Origin of the sequence: Geothrix oryzisoli (assembly GCF_022808865.1) — a bacterium.
Taxonomy (GTDB): Bacteria; Acidobacteriota; Holophagae; order Holophagales; family Holophagaceae; genus Geothrix; species Geothrix oryzisoli.
This window is the reverse complement of the sequence record NZ_JAKZLB010000005.1, coordinates 183,697-200,450: the sequence shown is the minus strand read 5'-3', so window position 1 is coordinate 200,450 and position 16,754 is coordinate 183,697. Positions and strand designations below refer to the sequence as shown.

Genomic DNA, 16,754 nt, shown 5'->3' with positions numbered 1-16,754 from the left:
CTATGGTTCTGTGGGCGAAGGCATCACCTTGGCCCGCTGGCGCTCGGCCCTCTCCAGATGCAGCGCCTGAGCGCAGTGGGGGCAGATGCCATGGGAGAACGTGGCCGAGGTGCGGGTGGAGATGTAGCCTTCCAACTGGGTCCAGTAGCCAGCGTCGTCGCGGATCTTCTTGCACTGGGAGCAGATGGGAAGCAGGCCGCTGAGGGTCTTGATCTCGCGCATCCGTTCCTGGAGCTCGCCATTCGTGCGGGCGAGCTCGTCGTTGGTGAGCTCCAGCGCGGCGCGATGGCCCCGGATCTTCCGGGCGTAGGTCCCGAGCACCAGCACGAGGGTCACGAGGAAGCCGGTGCTGGAGACCAGGATGAACGTGATGTAGCGCTGCTTCCCGATCCTCAGGTCCGAGATCAGCTTGTCCCGCTTCAGATCCTCGATCTCGCGGTCCTTCTTCTGCGTCGCCGCCTTCAGGGCGGCTTCGGCCATCTTCTGGCTCTCCACCACGGAATAGATGGAGTCCCGCGTGAGGACGGCCAGCTTGTAGTACCGGAAGGCGGCGGCGGTGTCCCCGGCCTTCTGGTGGAGGTCGGACAGGAGCTCGTAGCAGAGCTTCAGCTCATCCCGGGCGTTGATGGTCCGGGCCAGATCCGCGCCCTCCCGGACGAGGGGAAGGCCCTCCGCGATGCGCCCCCTCAGCAGGTCCAGCCGGGCCCTGGCCCGGAGCACCTGGACCATCCCGTGCTTCTGGTCCCGCTCCTGGTACTCCGCCTGGGCCTTGCGGAGGTAGGTGTCCGCCCGGGTGAACTGATTCAGTTCGGAAAGGGTGAGGCCCAGGTTGAGGTGGGCATAGGGGATGTAGGCCTTCTCGCCGATGGCGGTGGAAAGTGCCAGGGCCTCCTGGTGGTTCTTCAGGGCCTCCTCAAGCCGGCCGAGCTTGTACTGGGCGAAGCCGAGGTTGTGCTTGGCGAGGATGAGGCGTTTCGGGTCCGGCCTGGCCTCGACCCGCTTCAGGATCTGGTTGAAGTACTCGATGGCCTTTTCGTACTGCCCGCTGTGGTGGTACACCACGCCGATGAGGTTCAGCGACTGGCTGACGGCCTTCTCCTGGCCCAGTTCCTCCCGGAGGCGGAGCGCTTCGAAGCTCTCCTCCAGGGCTTGGCTGTAGGCCCCCACGAAGGTGTAGGTGATCCCCAGTGCGTTGTGGACCTTGGCGATCCGATCCTTGTCTCCGAGCGCCGTTCCGAGGGCCAGGGCCTTCTTCCCGTACTCGATGGCCAAGGCGAAATCGCCGGTCTGGCTGCAGCAGAAGGTGGCCGTGGACAGGAAGGCCGCTTCCTTCTCCCGGTCCCCTTCACGGATGGCGAGGGCGAGACCTTCCGTGGCGAATCCCAGCGCCTCCTGGGGCTGTTCGGATTCGAGGGCATTGGCCAGCTTGAGGAGCGCCGTGAGCCGCTCCGTTCCCTGGAGGGAGGGCAGGAGGGCCCTCATGGCGCCAGGGGAAGGCTCCTGGGCCCGGGCCAGGCTGGATAGGAGGACCAGCGCGAGGAGGGCGCCTCTCATGATGTTGCCGCGACAGACATGGCTACGCCTCCAGCGTCGAGCATACCCAGTGGGACCCCCTTCCTTGAACCGCCGGGGCCGGGCGCAGGAAGTCCCGGCTCATCCTCCCCAGGGCTCCGGCCGATAATGGACGGGACGGACGGAGGCAGCTTGGACGGATCCAGACCCAGGCAGGTGGTGGTCGCCGGAGGCACCGGCCTGGTGGGCCGCCCCCTGGTGCGGGCGCTGGTGGATTCGGGTGCGCGGGTGACGGTGCTGACGCGCCGCCCATCCCAGACCCTCCTGCCGGAGGGCGCCACCGCCCATGCCTGGGAGGATCTGCCCGCCGTGCTGGACGGCGCCGCCGCGGTCATCAACCTGGCCGGCGAGGGGATCGCCGACCAGCGCTGGACGACCGGACGCAAGGCAGCCATCCGGGAGAGCCGGGTTCTCGCCACCCGCCGCCTCGTGGAGGGCATGCGGGACTGCCAGAAGCCCCCCACGGCCCTGGTGAACGCCTCCGCCATCGGCTACTACGTTCCGAGGGATGGGGCCCCCGTGGACGAAGGCGCCGCACCCGGAGCGGGCTTCCTGGCCGAGGTGTGCCAGGCCTGGGAGGCGGAGGCCATGGCGGCATCGGACATCGGCGTCCGCGTCGCCCGCATCCGCATCGGTGTGGTGCTGGCCCGGGGGGAGGGTGCCCTGCCGAAGATGGCGCTGCCGGTGCGGTTCTACTTGGGCTGCAAGCTCGGATCGGGCCAGCAGGGGCTCAGCTGGATCCACCTGGATGACCTCGTGGCCATGTTCCTGGAGGCGGCCCGCAATCCGGCCTGGGAAGGCCCCTTCAACGGCACGGCGCCGGAACCCGTCAGCAACGAGGCCTTCACCGAACTGCTGGCCCGCCGCTTCCGCCGTCCCCTGTTCCCGGTGCCAGGCGCCGTCACTGCCGCCGCCACCAGGGTGATGCTGGGCGAGATGGCCACGAGCCTGCTGCTCCAGGGCGCCTTCGTGCTCCCGACCCACGCCCAGGCTCTGGGGTTCGGGTACCAGTTCCCCACCGCCGCTTCGGCCCTGGAGGATCTGATTTAGCTGTCAGCTGTCAGCTATCAGCTATCAGCTATCAGCTGTCGGCTGTCCGAGGCGCTCGAGGCCGCCGAACCGGGCCATGATGCGCCGATCGCCGCCCTGGTCGAAGCGGATGGTGTAGGTCAGGCCCTCGCCCCGGCCCGAGGAAGCCAGCACCGTGCCCGCGCCAAACCGGGCGCTCCTCACCCGGGTGCCAGTTTCAAACGCAGCCGGATCTTTGGCTTCGACAGGTTCGGAGAACCTGCCGCCCTCGGGTTCGCCCGACGGAACCGGCACCTCTTTGACCCGGTCGAAGAAGCTGCGGATGCGCTGGAGCTCGGTGGCCACGGACCCGCCGCCGGCGCTCCGGGTGAAGGAGCTGCCGGGCCGTACTCCCTCTCCGGACTGGTAGATCTCCGTCCCCCACCGGATGGGCGCCGTCAGAGCCTCCGCGGGGAGTTCTCGCAGGAAGCGGCTGGGCATCGAAAGCATCTCGGTGCCCATGATGCGCCGCCGCCGCGCCGCACTCAGCGTGAGGCGGCGCTGGGCGCGGGTGATGGCCACGTAGAAAAGGCGGCGCTCCTCCTCCAGGCCCTCGGGCGTCTCCCGGGCATTGCGGTTGGGGAAGACATCCTCCTCCATGCCGATGACGAACACGAACGGGAACTCCAGGCCCTTGGCGCAGTGGATCGTCATGAGGCTGAGCTGGGCAGAGTCCTCGATCTGGTCGGCGTCCGCCGCCAGCGTGATGCGGTCCAGGAACTCCGACAGGCGCAGGCCCAGGGACTCGGATTCAGCCGCGGCGCTGAGGAACTCCTCCAGGTTGCGGATGCGGCCCTCGGCCTCCAGGGTGGCCTCGTCCTCCAGACTCTGGAGGTAGCCGCTCTCCTGGAGCACCCACTTCACCAGGCCCGCCAGGCCCTGGGCCTCGCGCTCGGGGGCGGCCCGGTGGAAGAGCTCCAGGAACTTGCCCATCTCGCGCTGGGCGCGGCCCTTCAACTCGCCGGACCGCAGCAGCAAGGCCAGGCCTTCCAGTGGCGTGCCACCCTCGGGGATGGCGCCCTCGATCTTCCCCAGCGTGGTGGGCCCCACGCCCCGGGTGGGCGCGTTCACGCAGCGGCGGAAGCTCACCAGGTCGAAGGGGTTCGAGATGAGCCGCAAGTAGGAGATGAGGTCCTTCACTTCCTGGCGCTCGTAGAACTTCACGCCCCCCACCAGCCGGTAGGGCAGGTTCTGGGCCCGCAGGGCCTCTTCCATCTGCCGGGACTGCCAGTTGGCGCGGTAGAGCACGGCCACCTTGGCCTCGGGTTCCCGGTACCGCAGCTCCTGGATGCGCTGCACCACCCACTCCGCCTCCAGGCGCCCCTCGTCGGCCAGCTTGAAGGTGATGGTCTCGCCATCGCCCAGATCGGTCTTCAGGGCACCCTTGCCCTCCACGCGCTGGGAGTTGTTGGCGATCACCTCCGAGGCCGCGTCCAGGATCTTCTTCGTCGAGCGGTAGTTCTGCAGCAGCTCGATGCGCACGGCTTCGGGGAAGTCCTGCTGGAAGTCCAGGATGTTGCGGATGTCCGCGCCTCTCCACCCGTAGATCGACTGGTCTTCGTCACCCACCACGCACAGGTTGTGGTGGCGCCGCGCCAGGTGCTGCACCAGCAGGTACTGGGCGCGGTTGGTGTCCTGGTACTCGTCCACGAGGATGAACTTGAAGCGCTCACCGTAAGCTGCCTGCATCACCGGGTCGCGGAACAGGCGCTCGGTCCAGAGCAGCAGGTCATCGAAGTCGCAGGCGCGGTGGTTCTTCAGGCCTTTCTGATAGAGGTCATAGGCGTCCAGCACCTTGCGGGTCCAGGGGTCCAGGGCCTCCTCCCGGGCCTCCTCCGGCAGCAGGCAGCGGTTCTTGAAGTCGCTGATGAGTTCCAGAACCTTCTTCGGATGGAACTGCTTCTCCGGGAGCTTCAATTCCGCCAGCACCTGCTTCATGAGGCTCTTCTGGTCCGAGGGATCGAAGATGACGAAGTCCCGGCCCACGGGCGTGCGCTCGCCCTCGCGGCGGAGGATGCGCGTGCAGAAGCTGTGGAAGGTGCTCACCCACATCTGCGCGGCGGGCACGGACACCAGCCGCTGCACGCGCTCCCGCATCTCCTCGGCCGCCTTGTTCGTGAAGGTCATGGCCAGGATGGAGCCCGGATGGACGCCCTCCTCCTCGATGAGCCAGGCGATCCGGCGCGTGATCACCGTGGTCTTGCCCGACCCGGCGCCCGCCAGGATGAGCAGGGGCCCATGGGCGTGGCAGACGGCCTCCCGCTGGGGGGCGTTCAGGTTGCGGAGCAGGGGGTGGGTGGAAGGATCGGGAGCGGCGCCGGGCATCCCTTCATCCTATCGGCCCGCCTCCTGCTTCGGCGCGATGGCTTTGCCCTTCTCGGCCTTCCGGAGCACTTCTTTCACCAGGAGTGCCGCGTCGGCCTCGGTGAGGCGGTCCTTGAAGGAGGGCATGACCAGGCCGAAGAAGATCCCCTTGCGGATGGTCTTCTCCATGTCGGCGTCCGTCTCCTTGGCGGCCTTCGGGGAGTCCGTGAAATCGAACCCGCCCAGTTTCTTCCCTTCGGCGCTGTGGGCGGACCCGTCGGGACCGTGGCACTTCACGCAATTCTGGGAAAAGAAGGTCCGCAGCTCATCGACCGACTTCGCGGGAGCTTGGGCCCCCAGGCTGGTGACCAGCAGGAGGGAGGAAAGCGTCAGGAGGATCCGCATGGCCACCTCGATGGATGTTGAAACACCCGCCCAGGATGGGCCCGATGGCCCTGCGTGCAAGGGGAATCAGCGGGTTTTCCTGTGGGCCAGGGGGCCGATCACCTCCGTCAGCAGTCGCCTGGCCTCGGGTTCCGTGAGCTGCCGGGCGAACCCCGGCATGGCGCCCCGGCCCTTGAGGATCGAGGCCACCAGGGCCCCTTCCTCTTGGTGGGTCCGCCAGCGGCTATCCGCGAGGTTCCGTCCCCCCAGCCTGGCGCCCCCCGGCCCATGGCCGGAACCGTCGGCCCCGTGGCAGACGGCACAGCGCTCCCGGTAGAACGCCCGCAGGTCCCGCACCTGGGCGGACAGGGTGGCGGGCAGGATCGCCAGCAGCAGCGCAGCGGAACGGGTCCTCATGGCTCGACGCTACCACGGGCGGCGAAGCGCCGTTAGGCTGGAGCGGCGCGCCCGTGGCGGAATGGCAGACGCCGCGGACTTAAAATCCGCTTCCGGAAACGGAGTACCAGTTCGAGTCTGGTCGGGCGCACCAACAGCTGGAGGCTCACCCCTGCTCGGACAGCAGCTTCAGCAGGGGGATGAGGATCCCGTTGAACCGCTTCCAGCCCGAGAGATCACCGCGGACCAGGCGGTGGACCTTCACCCAGTCGCCCTCGCCGGCGGCCTTGGGCACTTCCTTGAGCATGAAGTCGTAGGCCAGGATGCGGGCGGCCAGGGCCGGCTCCAGCGCGCGGTCCGGGTCCTCCACCAGCTCCACGCCGACCAGCTTGCCGAAACGGGCGTACTCGGCCCGACCGAGCACCGGGATGAAGCCCCGGCCGCAGTACCTGGCGCCGTCGCCGGGTTCCGTGTTGCCCAGGGCGCGCTTGAACTCGTACATGCGCCGGAAATAGGCCTCGCTGCCCTGTTCCCGCTCCGGCGCGAAGAGATAGCTCTCCGCCCCGATGGTCGCAATGGCGGCCACCTCCGTGGCCGGATCCTGGATCTTGAGGGCGGCCAGCGCCTCCACCACCAGCGGCCAGTTCTGCTCCACGTTCGCGAGGGGCGCATGGAGGGTCGTCGCGATGACGTCCGCCTTGAATGGCATGGCTGGCTCCCGGAGGAAAACGGCAGGCTAGGCGGGCAATCTACCATGACGGCGGCCATCCCGCACGAGGGCCATAATCTCAGGCATGGACATCCATCGACTGCACACCGGTGAGGCCGAGGCCCTCATCGCCGCCACGGGCGCCGAGCTCCAGTCCCTGCGTCTGGGCGGGCGGGACCTCCTCTGGACTGCGGGCCCGCTCTGGCCCCGGCACGCCCCCCTGCTCTTCCCCATCGTGGGCCGCCTGAAGGACGACACACTGCGGTACGACGGCGCGGCCTTCCCGATGCCCCGGCACGGGTTCGCCCGGGACCGGGACTTCTCCCTGCTCGAGGCGACGGCCACCACCTGCACCGCCGAGCTGCGCGACGATGCCGCCAGCCGTGCCAGCTATCCCTTTCCCTTCGTGCTGCGAGTGGCCTACACCCTGAACGCGACCTCCCTGCGCATGGATCTCGCCCTGCGGAATCCCGGCACGGCGCCCCTGCCCGCCAGCCTGGGCCTGCATCCGGCGTTCCGGTGGCCCCTGGTGCCGGACCTCCCCAAGGCGGCGCACCGGCTCGTCTTCGAGGTCGATGAGCCCGGCCCTCTCCGGCGCCTGACGCCCGCCGGTCTGCTGGGCCCTGAGCCGCATCCCACGCCCATCCAGAGAACCGTGCTGCCGCTCCGCGAGACCTTGTTCAGTGAGGATGCCCTGATCTTCCTCGAGCCGCGAAGCCGGAGCCTGCGGTTCGAAGCGGAAGGCGGGTCGGCCTTCACCCTGCGCTGGGAGGGCTTCCCCCACCTCGGGATCTGGGCCAAGTCGGATCCGGGCCCCGCCTTTCTCTGCCTCGAACCCTGGGAGGGCCACGCCGACCCCGAAGGCTGGGACGGGGACTTCGCGACCAAGCCCGGAGGTTTCCTGCTCCCCCCCGGCGCCACCCGCCGCTGGAACCTCACGCTGACGGCCGATAGCTGATATCCGACAGCTTTCTAAACCAGCTCCGCCCCCAGAAAATGGGGGCTCGCCTGGGTGACCTTCGCCAGCACCAGCCCGCCGAAGGGCAGCTCGCGGCCGGGTCCGGCGGTCAGGTGCACGGTCTTCCACTCGCCGCTGCGGGCCAGCCACCAGCCGTGCTCGGTGGGCCCATGCGTTTCGATCCGAACCGGGATCTCCCGCCCCAGGAACCGTTCGTTGCTGGCTCGCGTGAGCTCGGTCTGGCGCTGCTGGAGCCGGGTCAGCCGCTCGGACTTCACGGCCATGGGCAGGTCGTCCTTGAGCCGCAGCGACGGCGTGCCGGGCCGGGGCGAATAGATGAAGCTGAAGGAGCCGTCGAAGGCGACTTCGCCCAGCACGCGCATCGTGTCCTCGAAGTCCCCGTCGGTCTCACCGGGGAACCCCACGATGAAGTCCGTGCTGAGGGCCATCCGCGCACGGCCCTCGCCCAGGTAGGCCAGGCGCTCCAGGTATTCGGCCACGGTGTATTCGCGCAGCATGCGCTTCAGCACCCGGTCGCTGCCGCTCTGCAGGGGCAGGTGGAGGAAGGGCGCCACCTTGGGGTTCGTGACCAGCACCCGCGCCAGCTCCTTCGTGAAGTTCATGGGGTGGCTGGTGGTGAAGCGGATCCACTCCAGGCCCTCCACCTCGGACACGCGCTCCAGCAGCTCCGCGAAGGTGCAGCCGCCCGCATAGCTGTTCACGTTCTGGCCCAGCAGCTCCACCTCGCGGTAGCCGCGTTCCACCAGGCCCCGGACTTCGCCCAGGACATCCTCGTATGGCCGGTGCCGCTCGGCCCCGCGGGTGGTGGGCACGATGCAGTAGGTGCAGGCGTGGTTGCAGCCCTCGGTGATGGTGACCAGGGCTTTGGCCGTGTCGCGCCGGCGGGTGACGGCGGGCGGGAACAGGTGGTTGTCCGGGTACTCGCCGGTGTCCATGACCCGGGCCCTGCCGGCCTGGGCCTCGGCCACCAGCCGCGGCAGCTGCTTCAGGGCCATGGTGCCCAGCACGAAGTCGAGGTGGGGCGCCCGCTTGAACAGAGCCGCCTGCTCCTGCTGGGCCAGGCAGCCCGTGACCCCCACCAGCAGGGGGCGCCGCTGCTTCTCCTCTCGCAGGCGGCCCAACTCCGAGTAGACCTTGTGCACGGCCTTCTCGCGGATGGAGCAGGTGTTGAGCAGCACCAGCTCGGCCTCCTCCGCCGAATCCACCGCTTCAAAACCCTCGGCCGACAGCAGCCCCGACAGCTTCTCGCCGTCGTGGTCGTTCATCTGGCAGCCCCAGGTCTGGATGTGGAACTTCATCGCACCGCCCAAACCTTTGAGTGTACTGAGAAAAAGGCTGGGACAGGATGAACAGGATTTCTTTGGATTAACGGGATTCAAGCCAAGGAGATGAATCCTGTCAGTCCTGGTTTTCATCCTGGCCAGGCTTTTCCGGCCTCCGACGCCTCAGAACCGGTAGCGCGCCGTGACGCTCACCTGACGGCCGGGGAGGAGGTAGTACTGGGCATCCCCCAGCTCGCTCTCGGCCACGGGCTTGCGGCAGTCGGTGAGGTTACGGCCCTCCAGCCGGAGCTCCCAGGTCCTCTCCCGCCAGCCCAGACTGGTGGCGAAAGTGGCATAACCCCCGGCGGGAGCCGTGTTGCGCTGATTGAGGAATACGGCCCCCACATAGGCCATCTCCGCCGAGGCGGTGAAGCCCTGGGCTGGCGCATAGGTGAGGCCTAGGCCGCCCAGGTGGTAGGGCGACATCTCCAGGCGCTTGCCGGCGAGCTGTGTCAGGGTGCCGTCGCCGAAATCCTTGGCGTAGTCGCGGAAGCGGGCGTCGTGGTAGCTGTAGGCGAGGCGGGCGGCCAGATCGTGCGTGAGGCGCCAGATGGCACTGGCCTCCACACCCTGGAACCGCTCGGTGCCGGCGTTCACGAGGACCGGCGCGCCGGCTGCGGACTGGGGCACGACCAGGTCCTCGAAATCCATGAGGAAGGTGCTGACCTCCAGGGCGAGCTTGCGGTCCACGAGATCCGCCTTGAGGCCGAGGTCGTAGCTGGTGGCGGTCTCGGGCTTCAGGATCAGAGAGCCGCTGTCCAGGCCGAAGTCCATGGCCGCGGGCTTGAAGGTGCTGCGCACGCCGGCGAAGAGGTTCACGCGATCCTCGCCGCGCCGCCAGGCGGTCCAGGTGGCCCCGGCGCTGCCGCCCAGCCGCGTGGTGGTCCGGGCGTCCGAGCCGCCCTCCTCGGTGCCGCTGGCGAAATCCAGCGTGGCCGTGCGGCGGGTCTCCTCCGCCCGGGTAAGGCGCAGGCCCGCCTCGACGATCAGGCGCGGCGCCACCTGCCACTGGGCGAGGGCGTAGAAGCCCGAGAAATCCCGGCGATCGTCGATGCGGATGTCCGCCTGGCTGGGGAGGTCGGCGGCCCCGGGAGCGCCGGACCCATCCAGGTTCACGAGGTAGTCGAAGTCCCCGCCACGGCCGCGGCCCTGACCATGCAGGTGATCCAGGCCCGCCACCAGCTTGAGGCCGTCGCCGCGCAGCCAGGTGAGGTGGGAATCGAGATAGACATCCGTGAGGTCGATGCGCTCCCGGAACCCGTGGGCGTTGGGAGCCGTGGTGCCCACGTCCGTGAGGAAGCCGCGGAAGGCATCCTGCCGGGCCCGGGACACGGACAGGGTGGTGGACCAGAGGGTGGCGGATGCCAAGGTCCGTTCGTACCCCGTGGTGAAGGTGGCGCGCCGGTCATTGAGGTAGGCACCGGCGGGATTGTGGTTGGCATTGAGGGGCACCTGGTCCGTCAACGTCCGCCCCACGCGGGGGAAGGGGCTTGCGGGCTGCTGGTCTGCAGCCGTGCCCTCAAGGTCGAAACGGACCACCCCGTCCAGGGCCTGGATCCGGTTGCGCCAGAGGAGGTGCGTGCGCTTGAAGCCGGTCCGTGCATCCTCGAACCCCTGGCTGTCGTGATCCACGGTCAGCATGGCCTCCGTGCCGGCCCTCGCGGGAAGGCGGAGCGAGACGGCGCCGCCGAAGGTCCCGTGGCTGCCCGCGGAGAGGCGGGCGGTGCCCCTTCCCTCCGGGGGCAGGCCCCGGATGACGTGGATGACACCGACGAAGGACGTGGCGCCGTACAGCACCGGAGCCGAGCCCCGCTGGATCTCGATGCGCTCCACCCCTTCGAGGCTCAGGGTGGAGAGGGCCGGGTTGAAGGCGCCGCCCCAGGGCACGCCATCCACCACGAGCAGGAAGGCGTCGAACTCCTTCAGGCCCCAGAACTCGGGCACGGAACCGGCCGGTCCGCCATCCCCGCCCGGGGCGATGGAGACGCCCGCCAGCAGGGCCAGGGCGCTCCCCAGATCCGTGGCGCCCCGCTCCGCCAGGTCCCTGGCGGTGAGCACGGTGATGGAGGCGGGCACCTTGGCCGGATCTTCCGGAAAGCGCGTGGCGGTGACCTCCACCACGGCAGCCGGTGGAACGGGAGGGGGTGTCTGGAACATCAGGATTCCTTAGGCAGCGTGGATTCGGGGTTTCGTCGCGGCAGGCGGACCTGGAGGCAGCCGGAGGCGGGTTCAACCGTCAAGCCCAGGTGGCTGGCCATGCCCCGCAGCCAGAGCCCAGCCAGGCTTCGCGGTGCGTCCGGGGGAGGTTCCGCTTCCAGCGCGAGCGGCAGGGCGGCATCCGTGATCCAGCGCAGGCCCCAGGCCTCGGGGCCGGCCTCCGCCTCCAGGCGCAGGGGCCCGGGCGCGGCCCAGGGGAGGATCTGCCGGGTGAAGGCCACGACCCAGTCCTGGAGCAGGGGCCCCGGCCAGGACGACCCTGCGTTTCCGGTGTTCACCAGATCGACCGGGCAGTGGAAGAGACTGCCGGTGGCATCGAGGCGGGTTCGCACGCCCGCCTCCCAGTCCGTCCACGGCATCGGCTCGGAATCGGGAATGCGACCGAGCGCCATGGCCCGGGCCATGGCCAGGAGGGTCTTGCCTTCCTCGACGAGCGTCTCCAGCCGGGCGTGGTTGTGCGGATCGAAGGGCTGATCCGGGTCACCCAGATCGGCCACACCCTGGAGCCCCGTCACCAGATTGTTGAAATCGTGCAAGGCCGCGCGCCAGAGTCCCTCGGAATCCATGCCCCCTCCCGGCCCACAAAAGCCTTGAATGACGTTACCTTGGGGGCCACCCTCTGTGCAGTACCGGAAGACCGGACCCCCAGGAACCCCACATGCAACAACCGATCAAGCGGCTGGGCGAACTGCTCGTGGAATCCGGCCTCATCACGCCGGCGCAGCTTCAATCCGCCATCACCCACCAGAAGATCGCCCGGGGGCGCCTGGGGAGCAATCTCGTGGCCCTCGGGTACATCACCGAGGAGGTCCTCATGGACTTCCTCAGCCACCAGGCGGGTGTGCCCCAGATGGATGTCCGCAACCTGGAGGTGCCCCCCGAGGTGCTGAAGCTGGTGCCCTATCGCCTGGCGGACCAGTTCACCGTGTTGCCGATCTCCATCAAGGAGCCCAAATCGCTGGTGCTGGCCATGTCCGATCCCTCGGACCTGAACGCCGTGGACAGCGCCCGATTCGCCTCGGGCCTGCACATCCAGCCCGTGGTGGCTTCCCACAGCGCCCTGAGGAAAGCCATCGGGGACCTCTATCGCGCCCTGGACGCGCCCATCCCCGGAGCCCCCCTCACGGTGGACGTGGGCGCGGACCATGAGGAAGGCGAGGCCCTTCCGGTCAATTTCCGACTCACCCCCCTGCCCATGCCCGCCGCGGCCGCGACGGACCCAGCCTTTCCGCCGGATCCGTTCTTCGGCCACCTGGGCGCGCCGCACCAGGAACCCACGAATCTCGACCCCTTCCAGTTCTTCGAACCGACCGAGGCCCCGCGTCCGACGGTGTCCCCCGACCTCATTCCGGGCCGCACCCTCCGCGAGTCGGTGCCCCCTCTGGAGTCCTACCAGACCCGCACGCTGGTCCTGGGCCTGATCCGCCTCTTCCAGCGCCGGGGGATCCTCGGCCAGGACGAGCTTCCGCGCCTGCTCGTCAACCTCGTCGAATCCGGAGAGATCAAGAACGGCGATAAAGGTGATTAACCTTCAACCTTCAGGATCGCCAGGAAGGCCTCCTGGGGGATCTCCACGTTGCCGATGGCCTTCATCCGCTTCTTGCCCTCTTTCTGCTTGTTGAGGAGTTTCTTCTTGCGGCTGACGTCGCCGCCGTAGCACTTGGCGAGCACGTCCTTGCGGCGGGCCTTCACATTGGTGCGGGCGATGATCTTGCTGCCGATGGCGGCCTGCACGGCCACATCGAACATCTGCTGGGGGATGACTTCCTTCATCCGCTGGCAGAGGGCGAGCCCCAGCGTCTGGCTCTTGCTGCGGTGCACCAGGATGGAGAGGGCGTCCACCGCCTCGCTGTTCACCAGGATGTCCATCTTCACCAGGTCGGACTCGGTGTAGTGCTTCATGTGGTAGTCGAAGCTGGCGTAGCCCTTGGAGACGGATTTGAGCTTGTCGTAGAAGTCCATCACCACTTCGTTCAGGGGTAGTTCGTAGACCAGCATCACGCGGTCCTGGCTCACGTATTCGAGCTTCTGCTGGAGGCCGCGGCGCTCCTCGCAGAGCTTGATCAGCCCACCCACGAAATCCGTGCGGGTGAGGATCGTGGCCTCGATGATGGGCTCCTCGATCTTGGCGATCTTCTGGAGGGGTGGCAGTTTCGAGGGGTTGTCCACGGCCGTCTCGGTGCCGTCGGTCAGGTGCACGTGGTAGCGCACGCTGGGGGCCGTGGTGATCAGGTCCAGGTCGAACTCGCGCTCCAGGCGCTCCTGGACGATCTCCATGTGGAGCAGGCCGAGGAAGCCGCAGCGGAAGCCGAACCCCAGCGCCGTGGAGGTCTCGGGCTCGTAGGTGAAGCTGCTGTCGTTGAGGCGCAGCTTGTCCATGGCGTTGCGCAGGTTCTCGAAGTCGTCGCTGGAGGTGGGGAAGATGCCCGCGAAGACCACGGGCTGGATCTCCTTGAAGCCCCTCAGCATCTCGGTGGCGGGCTTCGTCGTGAGCGTCACGGCGTGGGTCACCGTGTCGCCGACCTTCACGTCCACCAGCTGCCGGATGTTGGCCACCAGGTAGCCCACTTCCCCCACGGACAGCGATTCCTGCTTGTCCATCTTGGGATCGAAGATGCCGATCTCATCCACCCGATGCTCGCTGCCCGTAGACATGAAGCGGATCTGGTCCCCGGCCTTCAGGGTGCCGTTCACCACGCGGATGAGGTTCACCACGCCGCGGTAGGCATCGTAATAGCAGTCGAAGACCAGCGCCTGCAGCGGCGCATCCGGGTCGCCCTGGGGCGCGGGGATGCACTTCACGATCTGCTCGAGCACCTGGTCGCAGTTCGCCCCGGTCTTGGCGCTCACGTTCACGGCGTGGGCCGTGTCCACCAGGCCGATCACCGTGTCGATCTGCTCCAGCACACGCTCGGGATCCGAGCTGGGCAGGTCGGTCTTGTTCAGCACCGGGAACACTTCCAGCCCGTTCTCCAGGGCCAGGTAGGTGTTGGCCAGGGTCTGGGCCTCCACGCCCTGGGTGGAGTCCACCACCAGGATGGCGCCCTCGCAGGCGGCCAGGCTCCGGCTCACCTCGTAGGTGAAGTCCACGTGCCCCGGAGTGTCGATGAGGTTCAGGGTGTAGGTCTTCCCGTCCAGAGCCAGGTATTTCAAGGTCACCGCGTGGGCCTTGATGGTGATGCCGCGCTCCCGCTCCAGATCCATGTCGTCGAGGATCTGGGCCTGCATGTCCCGCCCCGCCACGGTCTTCGTCAGCTCGAGCAGGCGGTCCGCCAGCGTGGACTTGCCGTGGTCAATATGGGCGACAATGGAGAAATTGCGGATGAGACTGGGATGAGCCACTGAGGAACCTCGAACTGGTCATTGTACTGTTGGAAACCCTTGCTGTCTGCGGGGTTTTACCTACTCGGGGCTCATCCTGTGGTTGATCGGGGCCGATGAGGCCTATACCCTCGATATACGAGAGCTAAGGAGTTCGCTTGTCCCAGTTCGCGTCTCCCATGACCATCCTGATGGTGGAGGACAATGCCCTGCAGCGACGCCTGTTGGAGGCGCAGCTCCAGCCGCTGGGGCACCACCTCATGGTGGCGGCGAACGGCGAAGAGGCCCTGGGACGCCTCAAGGGCAGCGGCCCGCGCCCCGACATGCTCATCATGGATGTGGTCATGCCCTCCCTGGATGGGTTCAAGACCTGCGAGGCCATCAAATCCGATCCCGCTTTGGCGGACATCCCCATCCTGGTGCTGACGGCCCTGAGCCGGGACGCCAAGGACCGCAGCTACGCCGCCGGCGCTGACGATTTCATCCGCAAGCCTGCCAACACGCTGCTGCTCCAGGTGCGCGTGCAGACCCACCTCCGCATCCGGGCCCTGTCGCTCCGCACAGGCTCGCTGCCGACGGCCCGTCCCAAGGTGCTGGTGGCCTCCGCCAGCGCGCTGGTGCTCACCCAGGTCCAGAACCACTTCGGCAAGGACCAGGCGATGTACCTCGAGGCCCAGAGCGAAAGCCGGGCCCGGGCCCAGATCCTCGCCCACCGCCCCGACCTGCTGGTGCTCGACACGGACCTCTCTGAAGGCGGCGCCCAGAACCTGGTCGTGACCCTGCACCAGTCCGAAGAGCTGAAGAGCATGCCGATCCTCCTGCTGCATGAACCCGGTGAGCTGGAAACCTGGTCACGCTTGCGCGAACCCGTGGCCGATGCGCTGGAGAAGCCGCTGGTGGCGACGGAGACCCGCCGCCGCCTGGCCCTGCTGGCCCGGCTGGCCCAGCTGCAGAAACTCGTCGGGCAGGCATGACGCGTCGTTCCAGCCGCGGTTTTGGAGCGGCTCTCAGCCTCCTGGCCGCCCTCGCCTCGCCGGCCTCTGCCATGGAGGGCCGCGTCACGGATGGCCACCGGGGCCTGGCAGGTGTCCGTGTCTACCCCGACCGGCAGCCCCGGGTGTCCCCTGCCGCGGATCCACCGCTGGCCGTGACCGATGGGGAGGGGCGCTTCCAGCTGGACCTGGCGCCGGAGGACACCGTCCTGGCGGTGGAGAAGGACGGCTGGCGCCGCGACCTGGTGCCGGCCTCCGAATGGCGCGGCGACATCACCCTCAGCCCGGAGCCCCGACACCGGAAGGAAGCGGTCTTCCTGGTCCGCCTCGACTTCACCGACGAGCCCTCCAAGCTGCCGGACGGCGCCCTGCGGGAACTGATCTTCTCCCGCCGGCCCGGCGTGGCCAGCGCAGCCAACTACCTGTACGAAGTGAGCAAGGGGGTCGTGTCCCTCGTCGAAGGCCGCTTCCTCAAGCTCCGGAGCGCCGATTTTCCTGCCCCGCGGACCGATGCCCGCAAGATGGACATGGCCGGATGGGTGGTGGAGCGCCTGCAGGGCGAGGACCTTGGCGACTGCGACCGCATCGACAACCGCACCGGCGCGCTCCGGCCCGACGGCAAGCCGGACCACCTCTGGATCATCACGCCCGGCAAGCCCCAGTCGCTGACCGCCGATGACGCCGACCTCAAGGCCGTGAGCCTGCTGCTGCCCCTGCCCTGGAACCGGGCCCGCCGGTGGCCGCTGATCTTCATGACCGAGGAGGTCCCCCTCGGGAACATCGTCCACGAAGCCTTCCATGCCATGGGCGAGCACCGGGTGGATGACCTCTACCTGGGTTGCGACGATCCCCTGACGGCTGGCATCTGGGACCTCATGGACGCAGGCCAGTACCGCGGCTGGGACCGCTCCCACCCCGAAGAGGGCCCCTGGGTGGAGGACACCGGCTACAGCCCCTCCCACCCCACCGCCTGGGTGCGGTCCGAGCTCTGGTACCGGGGGTACTTCCGTTCCCTGATGACGCGCCATGCCGTGAAGGGCCGCGCCTGGGAGGGCTGGATCGCACCCGCCTCCCGCGCTCCGGGCGCCGATCCGCAGTGGGTGACCCTGCCGGATCCCCGGAAGAAGGGCCGCTTCTTCAGCCTGGAAGTGCGCCGGCCCTGGGGCTTCGAGCGGGGCCGCGTGGGGGGCCGCTTCGGACCCGGCTACGAGGGCCTGATCGTGGCCACCATCGATCCTTCGCTGTTGAGCGCTGGCGATCCGCGGGGCCCCGTGCGCGTGGTGGACGCCCATCCCGGCAGCCCCGAGCCACCCAAGCCCCGCTTCCCCTGCCGGCGCTGGGAACTGGATGACGCCGCCTTCAACCTGGGTCCCGGCGAAAACCCCAAGGGCCGCAGCGGGCCGCTGTCCTGGGAGGTCCTGGAGACCGACGCCAGCGGGCGCCTGCGTGTGCGGGTCAGCCTCCGGCGCCGCTGAGACCCGGCTGTCGAC

At 68.3% G+C, this 16,754-nt stretch carries 14 protein-coding genes and 1 tRNA gene; 6 read left to right on the top strand and 9 right to left on the bottom strand.

From position 1 onward, the window contains the following. Window positions 1-1,554: a tetratricopeptide repeat protein gene (locus MLE43_RS14365; RefSeq protein ID WP_243305251.1), complete on the bottom strand. Its 1,554-nt coding sequence runs from the start codon at window positions 1,552-1,554 to the stop codon at window positions 1-3. Window positions 1,555-1,704: 150 nt separating this feature from the next. On the opposite strand from MLE43_RS14365, the gene MLE43_RS14360 reads away from it, so the two are divergent. Continuing rightward, window positions 1,705-2,622, top strand: a complete 918-nt coding sequence (locus MLE43_RS14360) for a TIGR01777 family oxidoreductase (RefSeq protein ID WP_243305249.1) — start codon at window positions 1,705-1,707, stop codon at window positions 2,620-2,622. Window positions 2,623-2,646: 24 nt separating this feature from the next. On the opposite strand, the gene MLE43_RS14355 is transcribed toward MLE43_RS14360, so the two are convergent. From MLE43_RS14355 to MLE43_RS14345, 3 genes are all read right to left on the bottom strand, one after another. Further along, window positions 2,647-4,965: an ATP-dependent helicase gene (locus tag MLE43_RS14355; protein WP_243305248.1), complete on the bottom strand. Its 2,319-nt coding sequence runs from the start codon at window positions 4,963-4,965 to the stop codon at window positions 2,647-2,649. 9 nt (window positions 4,966-4,974) lie between these two features. Next, window positions 4,975-5,349 carry a c-type cytochrome gene (locus MLE43_RS14350; RefSeq protein WP_243305245.1) on the bottom strand — a complete coding sequence of 125 codons (375 nt, stop codon included), beginning with the start codon at window positions 5,347-5,349 and terminating at the stop codon, window positions 4,975-4,977. A 66-nt stretch (window positions 5,350-5,415) separates the two neighbouring features. After that, complete coding sequence (locus tag MLE43_RS14345) at window positions 5,416-5,745, bottom strand: c-type cytochrome (protein WP_243305241.1); 330 nt, start codon at window positions 5,743-5,745, stop codon at window positions 5,416-5,418. A gap of 47 nt (window positions 5,746-5,792) precedes the next feature. Between MLE43_RS14345 and MLE43_RS14340 the strand changes: the two genes are divergently transcribed. After that, window positions 5,793-5,878: transfer RNA gene (locus MLE43_RS14340), tRNA-Leu, on the top strand. A 12-nt stretch (window positions 5,879-5,890) separates the two neighbouring features. On the opposite strand, the gene MLE43_RS14335 is transcribed toward MLE43_RS14340, so the two are convergent. Then, a complete protein-coding gene (locus MLE43_RS14335) occupies window positions 5,891-6,433 on the bottom strand; it encodes a hypothetical protein (protein WP_243305239.1) in 543 nt (180 codons plus the stop codon). Between the two features lie 85 nt (window positions 6,434-6,518). Here MLE43_RS14335 and MLE43_RS14330 point away from each other — a divergent pair, with 85 nt between their 5' ends. Further along, window positions 6,519-7,391, top strand: coding sequence for an aldose 1-epimerase family protein (locus MLE43_RS14330; protein WP_243305237.1), 873 nt, complete (start codon window positions 6,519-6,521; stop codon window positions 7,389-7,391). A 14-nt stretch (window positions 7,392-7,405) separates the two neighbouring features. Here the strand turns inward: MLE43_RS14330 and miaB are convergent, their stop codons facing one another. The 3 genes from miaB to MLE43_RS14315 form a co-directional block, all read right to left on the bottom strand. After that, the gene (miaB, locus tag MLE43_RS14325; protein WP_243305235.1) at window positions 7,406-8,710 is read right to left on the bottom strand and encodes a tRNA (N6-isopentenyl adenosine(37)-C2)-methylthiotransferase MiaB; all 1,305 of its coding nucleotides are present in this window, start codon (window positions 8,708-8,710) and stop codon (window positions 7,406-7,408) included. Between the two features lie 147 nt (window positions 8,711-8,857). Continuing rightward, a complete protein-coding gene (locus MLE43_RS14320; protein WP_243305233.1) occupies window positions 8,858-10,891 on the bottom strand; it encodes a TonB-dependent receptor in 2,034 nt (677 codons plus the stop codon). After that, complete coding sequence (locus MLE43_RS14315; protein WP_243305232.1) at window positions 10,891-11,517, bottom strand: hypothetical protein; 627 nt, start codon at window positions 11,515-11,517, stop codon at window positions 10,891-10,893. The genes MLE43_RS14320 and MLE43_RS14315 overlap by 1 nt, the downstream gene beginning before the upstream one ends. Before the next feature lie 92 nt (window positions 11,518-11,609). Between MLE43_RS14315 and MLE43_RS14310 the strand changes: the two genes are divergently transcribed. Beyond that, entirely contained in the window at window positions 11,610-12,479 is an 870-nt protein-coding gene (locus MLE43_RS14310) for a cyclic di-GMP-binding domain-containing protein, MshE-related (protein WP_243305230.1), read from the top strand. On the opposite strand, the gene lepA is transcribed toward MLE43_RS14310, so the two are convergent. Continuing rightward, on the bottom strand, window positions 12,476-14,293 hold the full coding sequence (gene lepA, locus MLE43_RS14305; protein WP_243305227.1) for a translation elongation factor 4: 1,818 nt from the start codon (window positions 14,291-14,293) through the stop codon (window positions 12,476-12,478). The genes MLE43_RS14310 and lepA overlap by 4 nt on opposite strands. Window positions 14,294-14,430: 137 nt before the next feature. On the opposite strand from lepA, the gene MLE43_RS14300 reads away from it, so the two are divergent. Continuing rightward, window positions 14,431-15,246 (top strand): response regulator, encoded by an 816-nt coding sequence (locus MLE43_RS14300; protein WP_243305225.1) that lies wholly within the window; start codon window positions 14,431-14,433, stop codon window positions 15,244-15,246. After that, window positions 15,243-16,739, top strand: a complete 1,497-nt coding sequence (locus tag MLE43_RS14295) for a hypothetical protein (RefSeq protein WP_243305223.1) — start codon at window positions 15,243-15,245, stop codon at window positions 16,737-16,739. Before MLE43_RS14300 ends, MLE43_RS14295 begins: the two co-directional genes overlap by 4 nt. The last annotated feature ends 15 nt before the right edge of the window (window positions 16,740-16,754 follow it).

Excerpts from the sequence above, each read along its gene's own strand:
- MLE43_RS14365 (WP_243305251.1), bottom strand. The coding sequence starts at position 1,554 with ATGAGAGGCGCCCTCCTCGCGCTGGTCCTCCTATCCAGCCTGGCCCGG.
- MLE43_RS14355 (WP_243305248.1), bottom strand. The coding sequence starts at position 4,965 with ATGCCCGGCGCCGCTCCCGATCCTTCCACCCACCCCCTGCTCCGCAAC.
- MLE43_RS14350 (WP_243305245.1), bottom strand. The coding sequence starts at position 5,349 with ATGCGGATCCTCCTGACGCTTTCCTCCCTCCTGCTGGTCACCAGCCTG.
- MLE43_RS14345 (WP_243305241.1), bottom strand. The coding sequence starts at position 5,745 with ATGAGGACCCGTTCCGCTGCGCTGCTGCTGGCGATCCTGCCCGCCACC.
- MLE43_RS14335 (WP_243305239.1), bottom strand. The coding sequence starts at position 6,433 with ATGCCATTCAAGGCGGACGTCATCGCGACGACCCTCCATGCGCCCCTC.
- MLE43_RS14330 (WP_243305237.1), top strand. The coding sequence starts at position 6,519 with ATGGACATCCATCGACTGCACACCGGTGAGGCCGAGGCCCTCATCGCC.
- miaB (WP_243305235.1), bottom strand. The coding sequence starts at position 8,710 with ATGAAGTTCCACATCCAGACCTGGGGCTGCCAGATGAACGACCACGAC.
- MLE43_RS14320 (WP_243305233.1), bottom strand. The coding sequence starts at position 10,891 with ATGTTCCAGACACCCCCTCCCGTTCCACCGGCTGCCGTGGTGGAGGTC.
- MLE43_RS14315 (WP_243305232.1), bottom strand. The coding sequence starts at position 11,517 with ATGGATTCCGAGGGACTCTGGCGCGCGGCCTTGCACGATTTCAACAAT.
- MLE43_RS14310 (WP_243305230.1), top strand. The coding sequence starts at position 11,610 with ATGCAACAACCGATCAAGCGGCTGGGCGAACTGCTCGTGGAATCCGGC.
- MLE43_RS14295 (WP_243305223.1), top strand. The coding sequence starts at position 15,243 with ATGACGCGTCGTTCCAGCCGCGGTTTTGGAGCGGCTCTCAGCCTCCTG.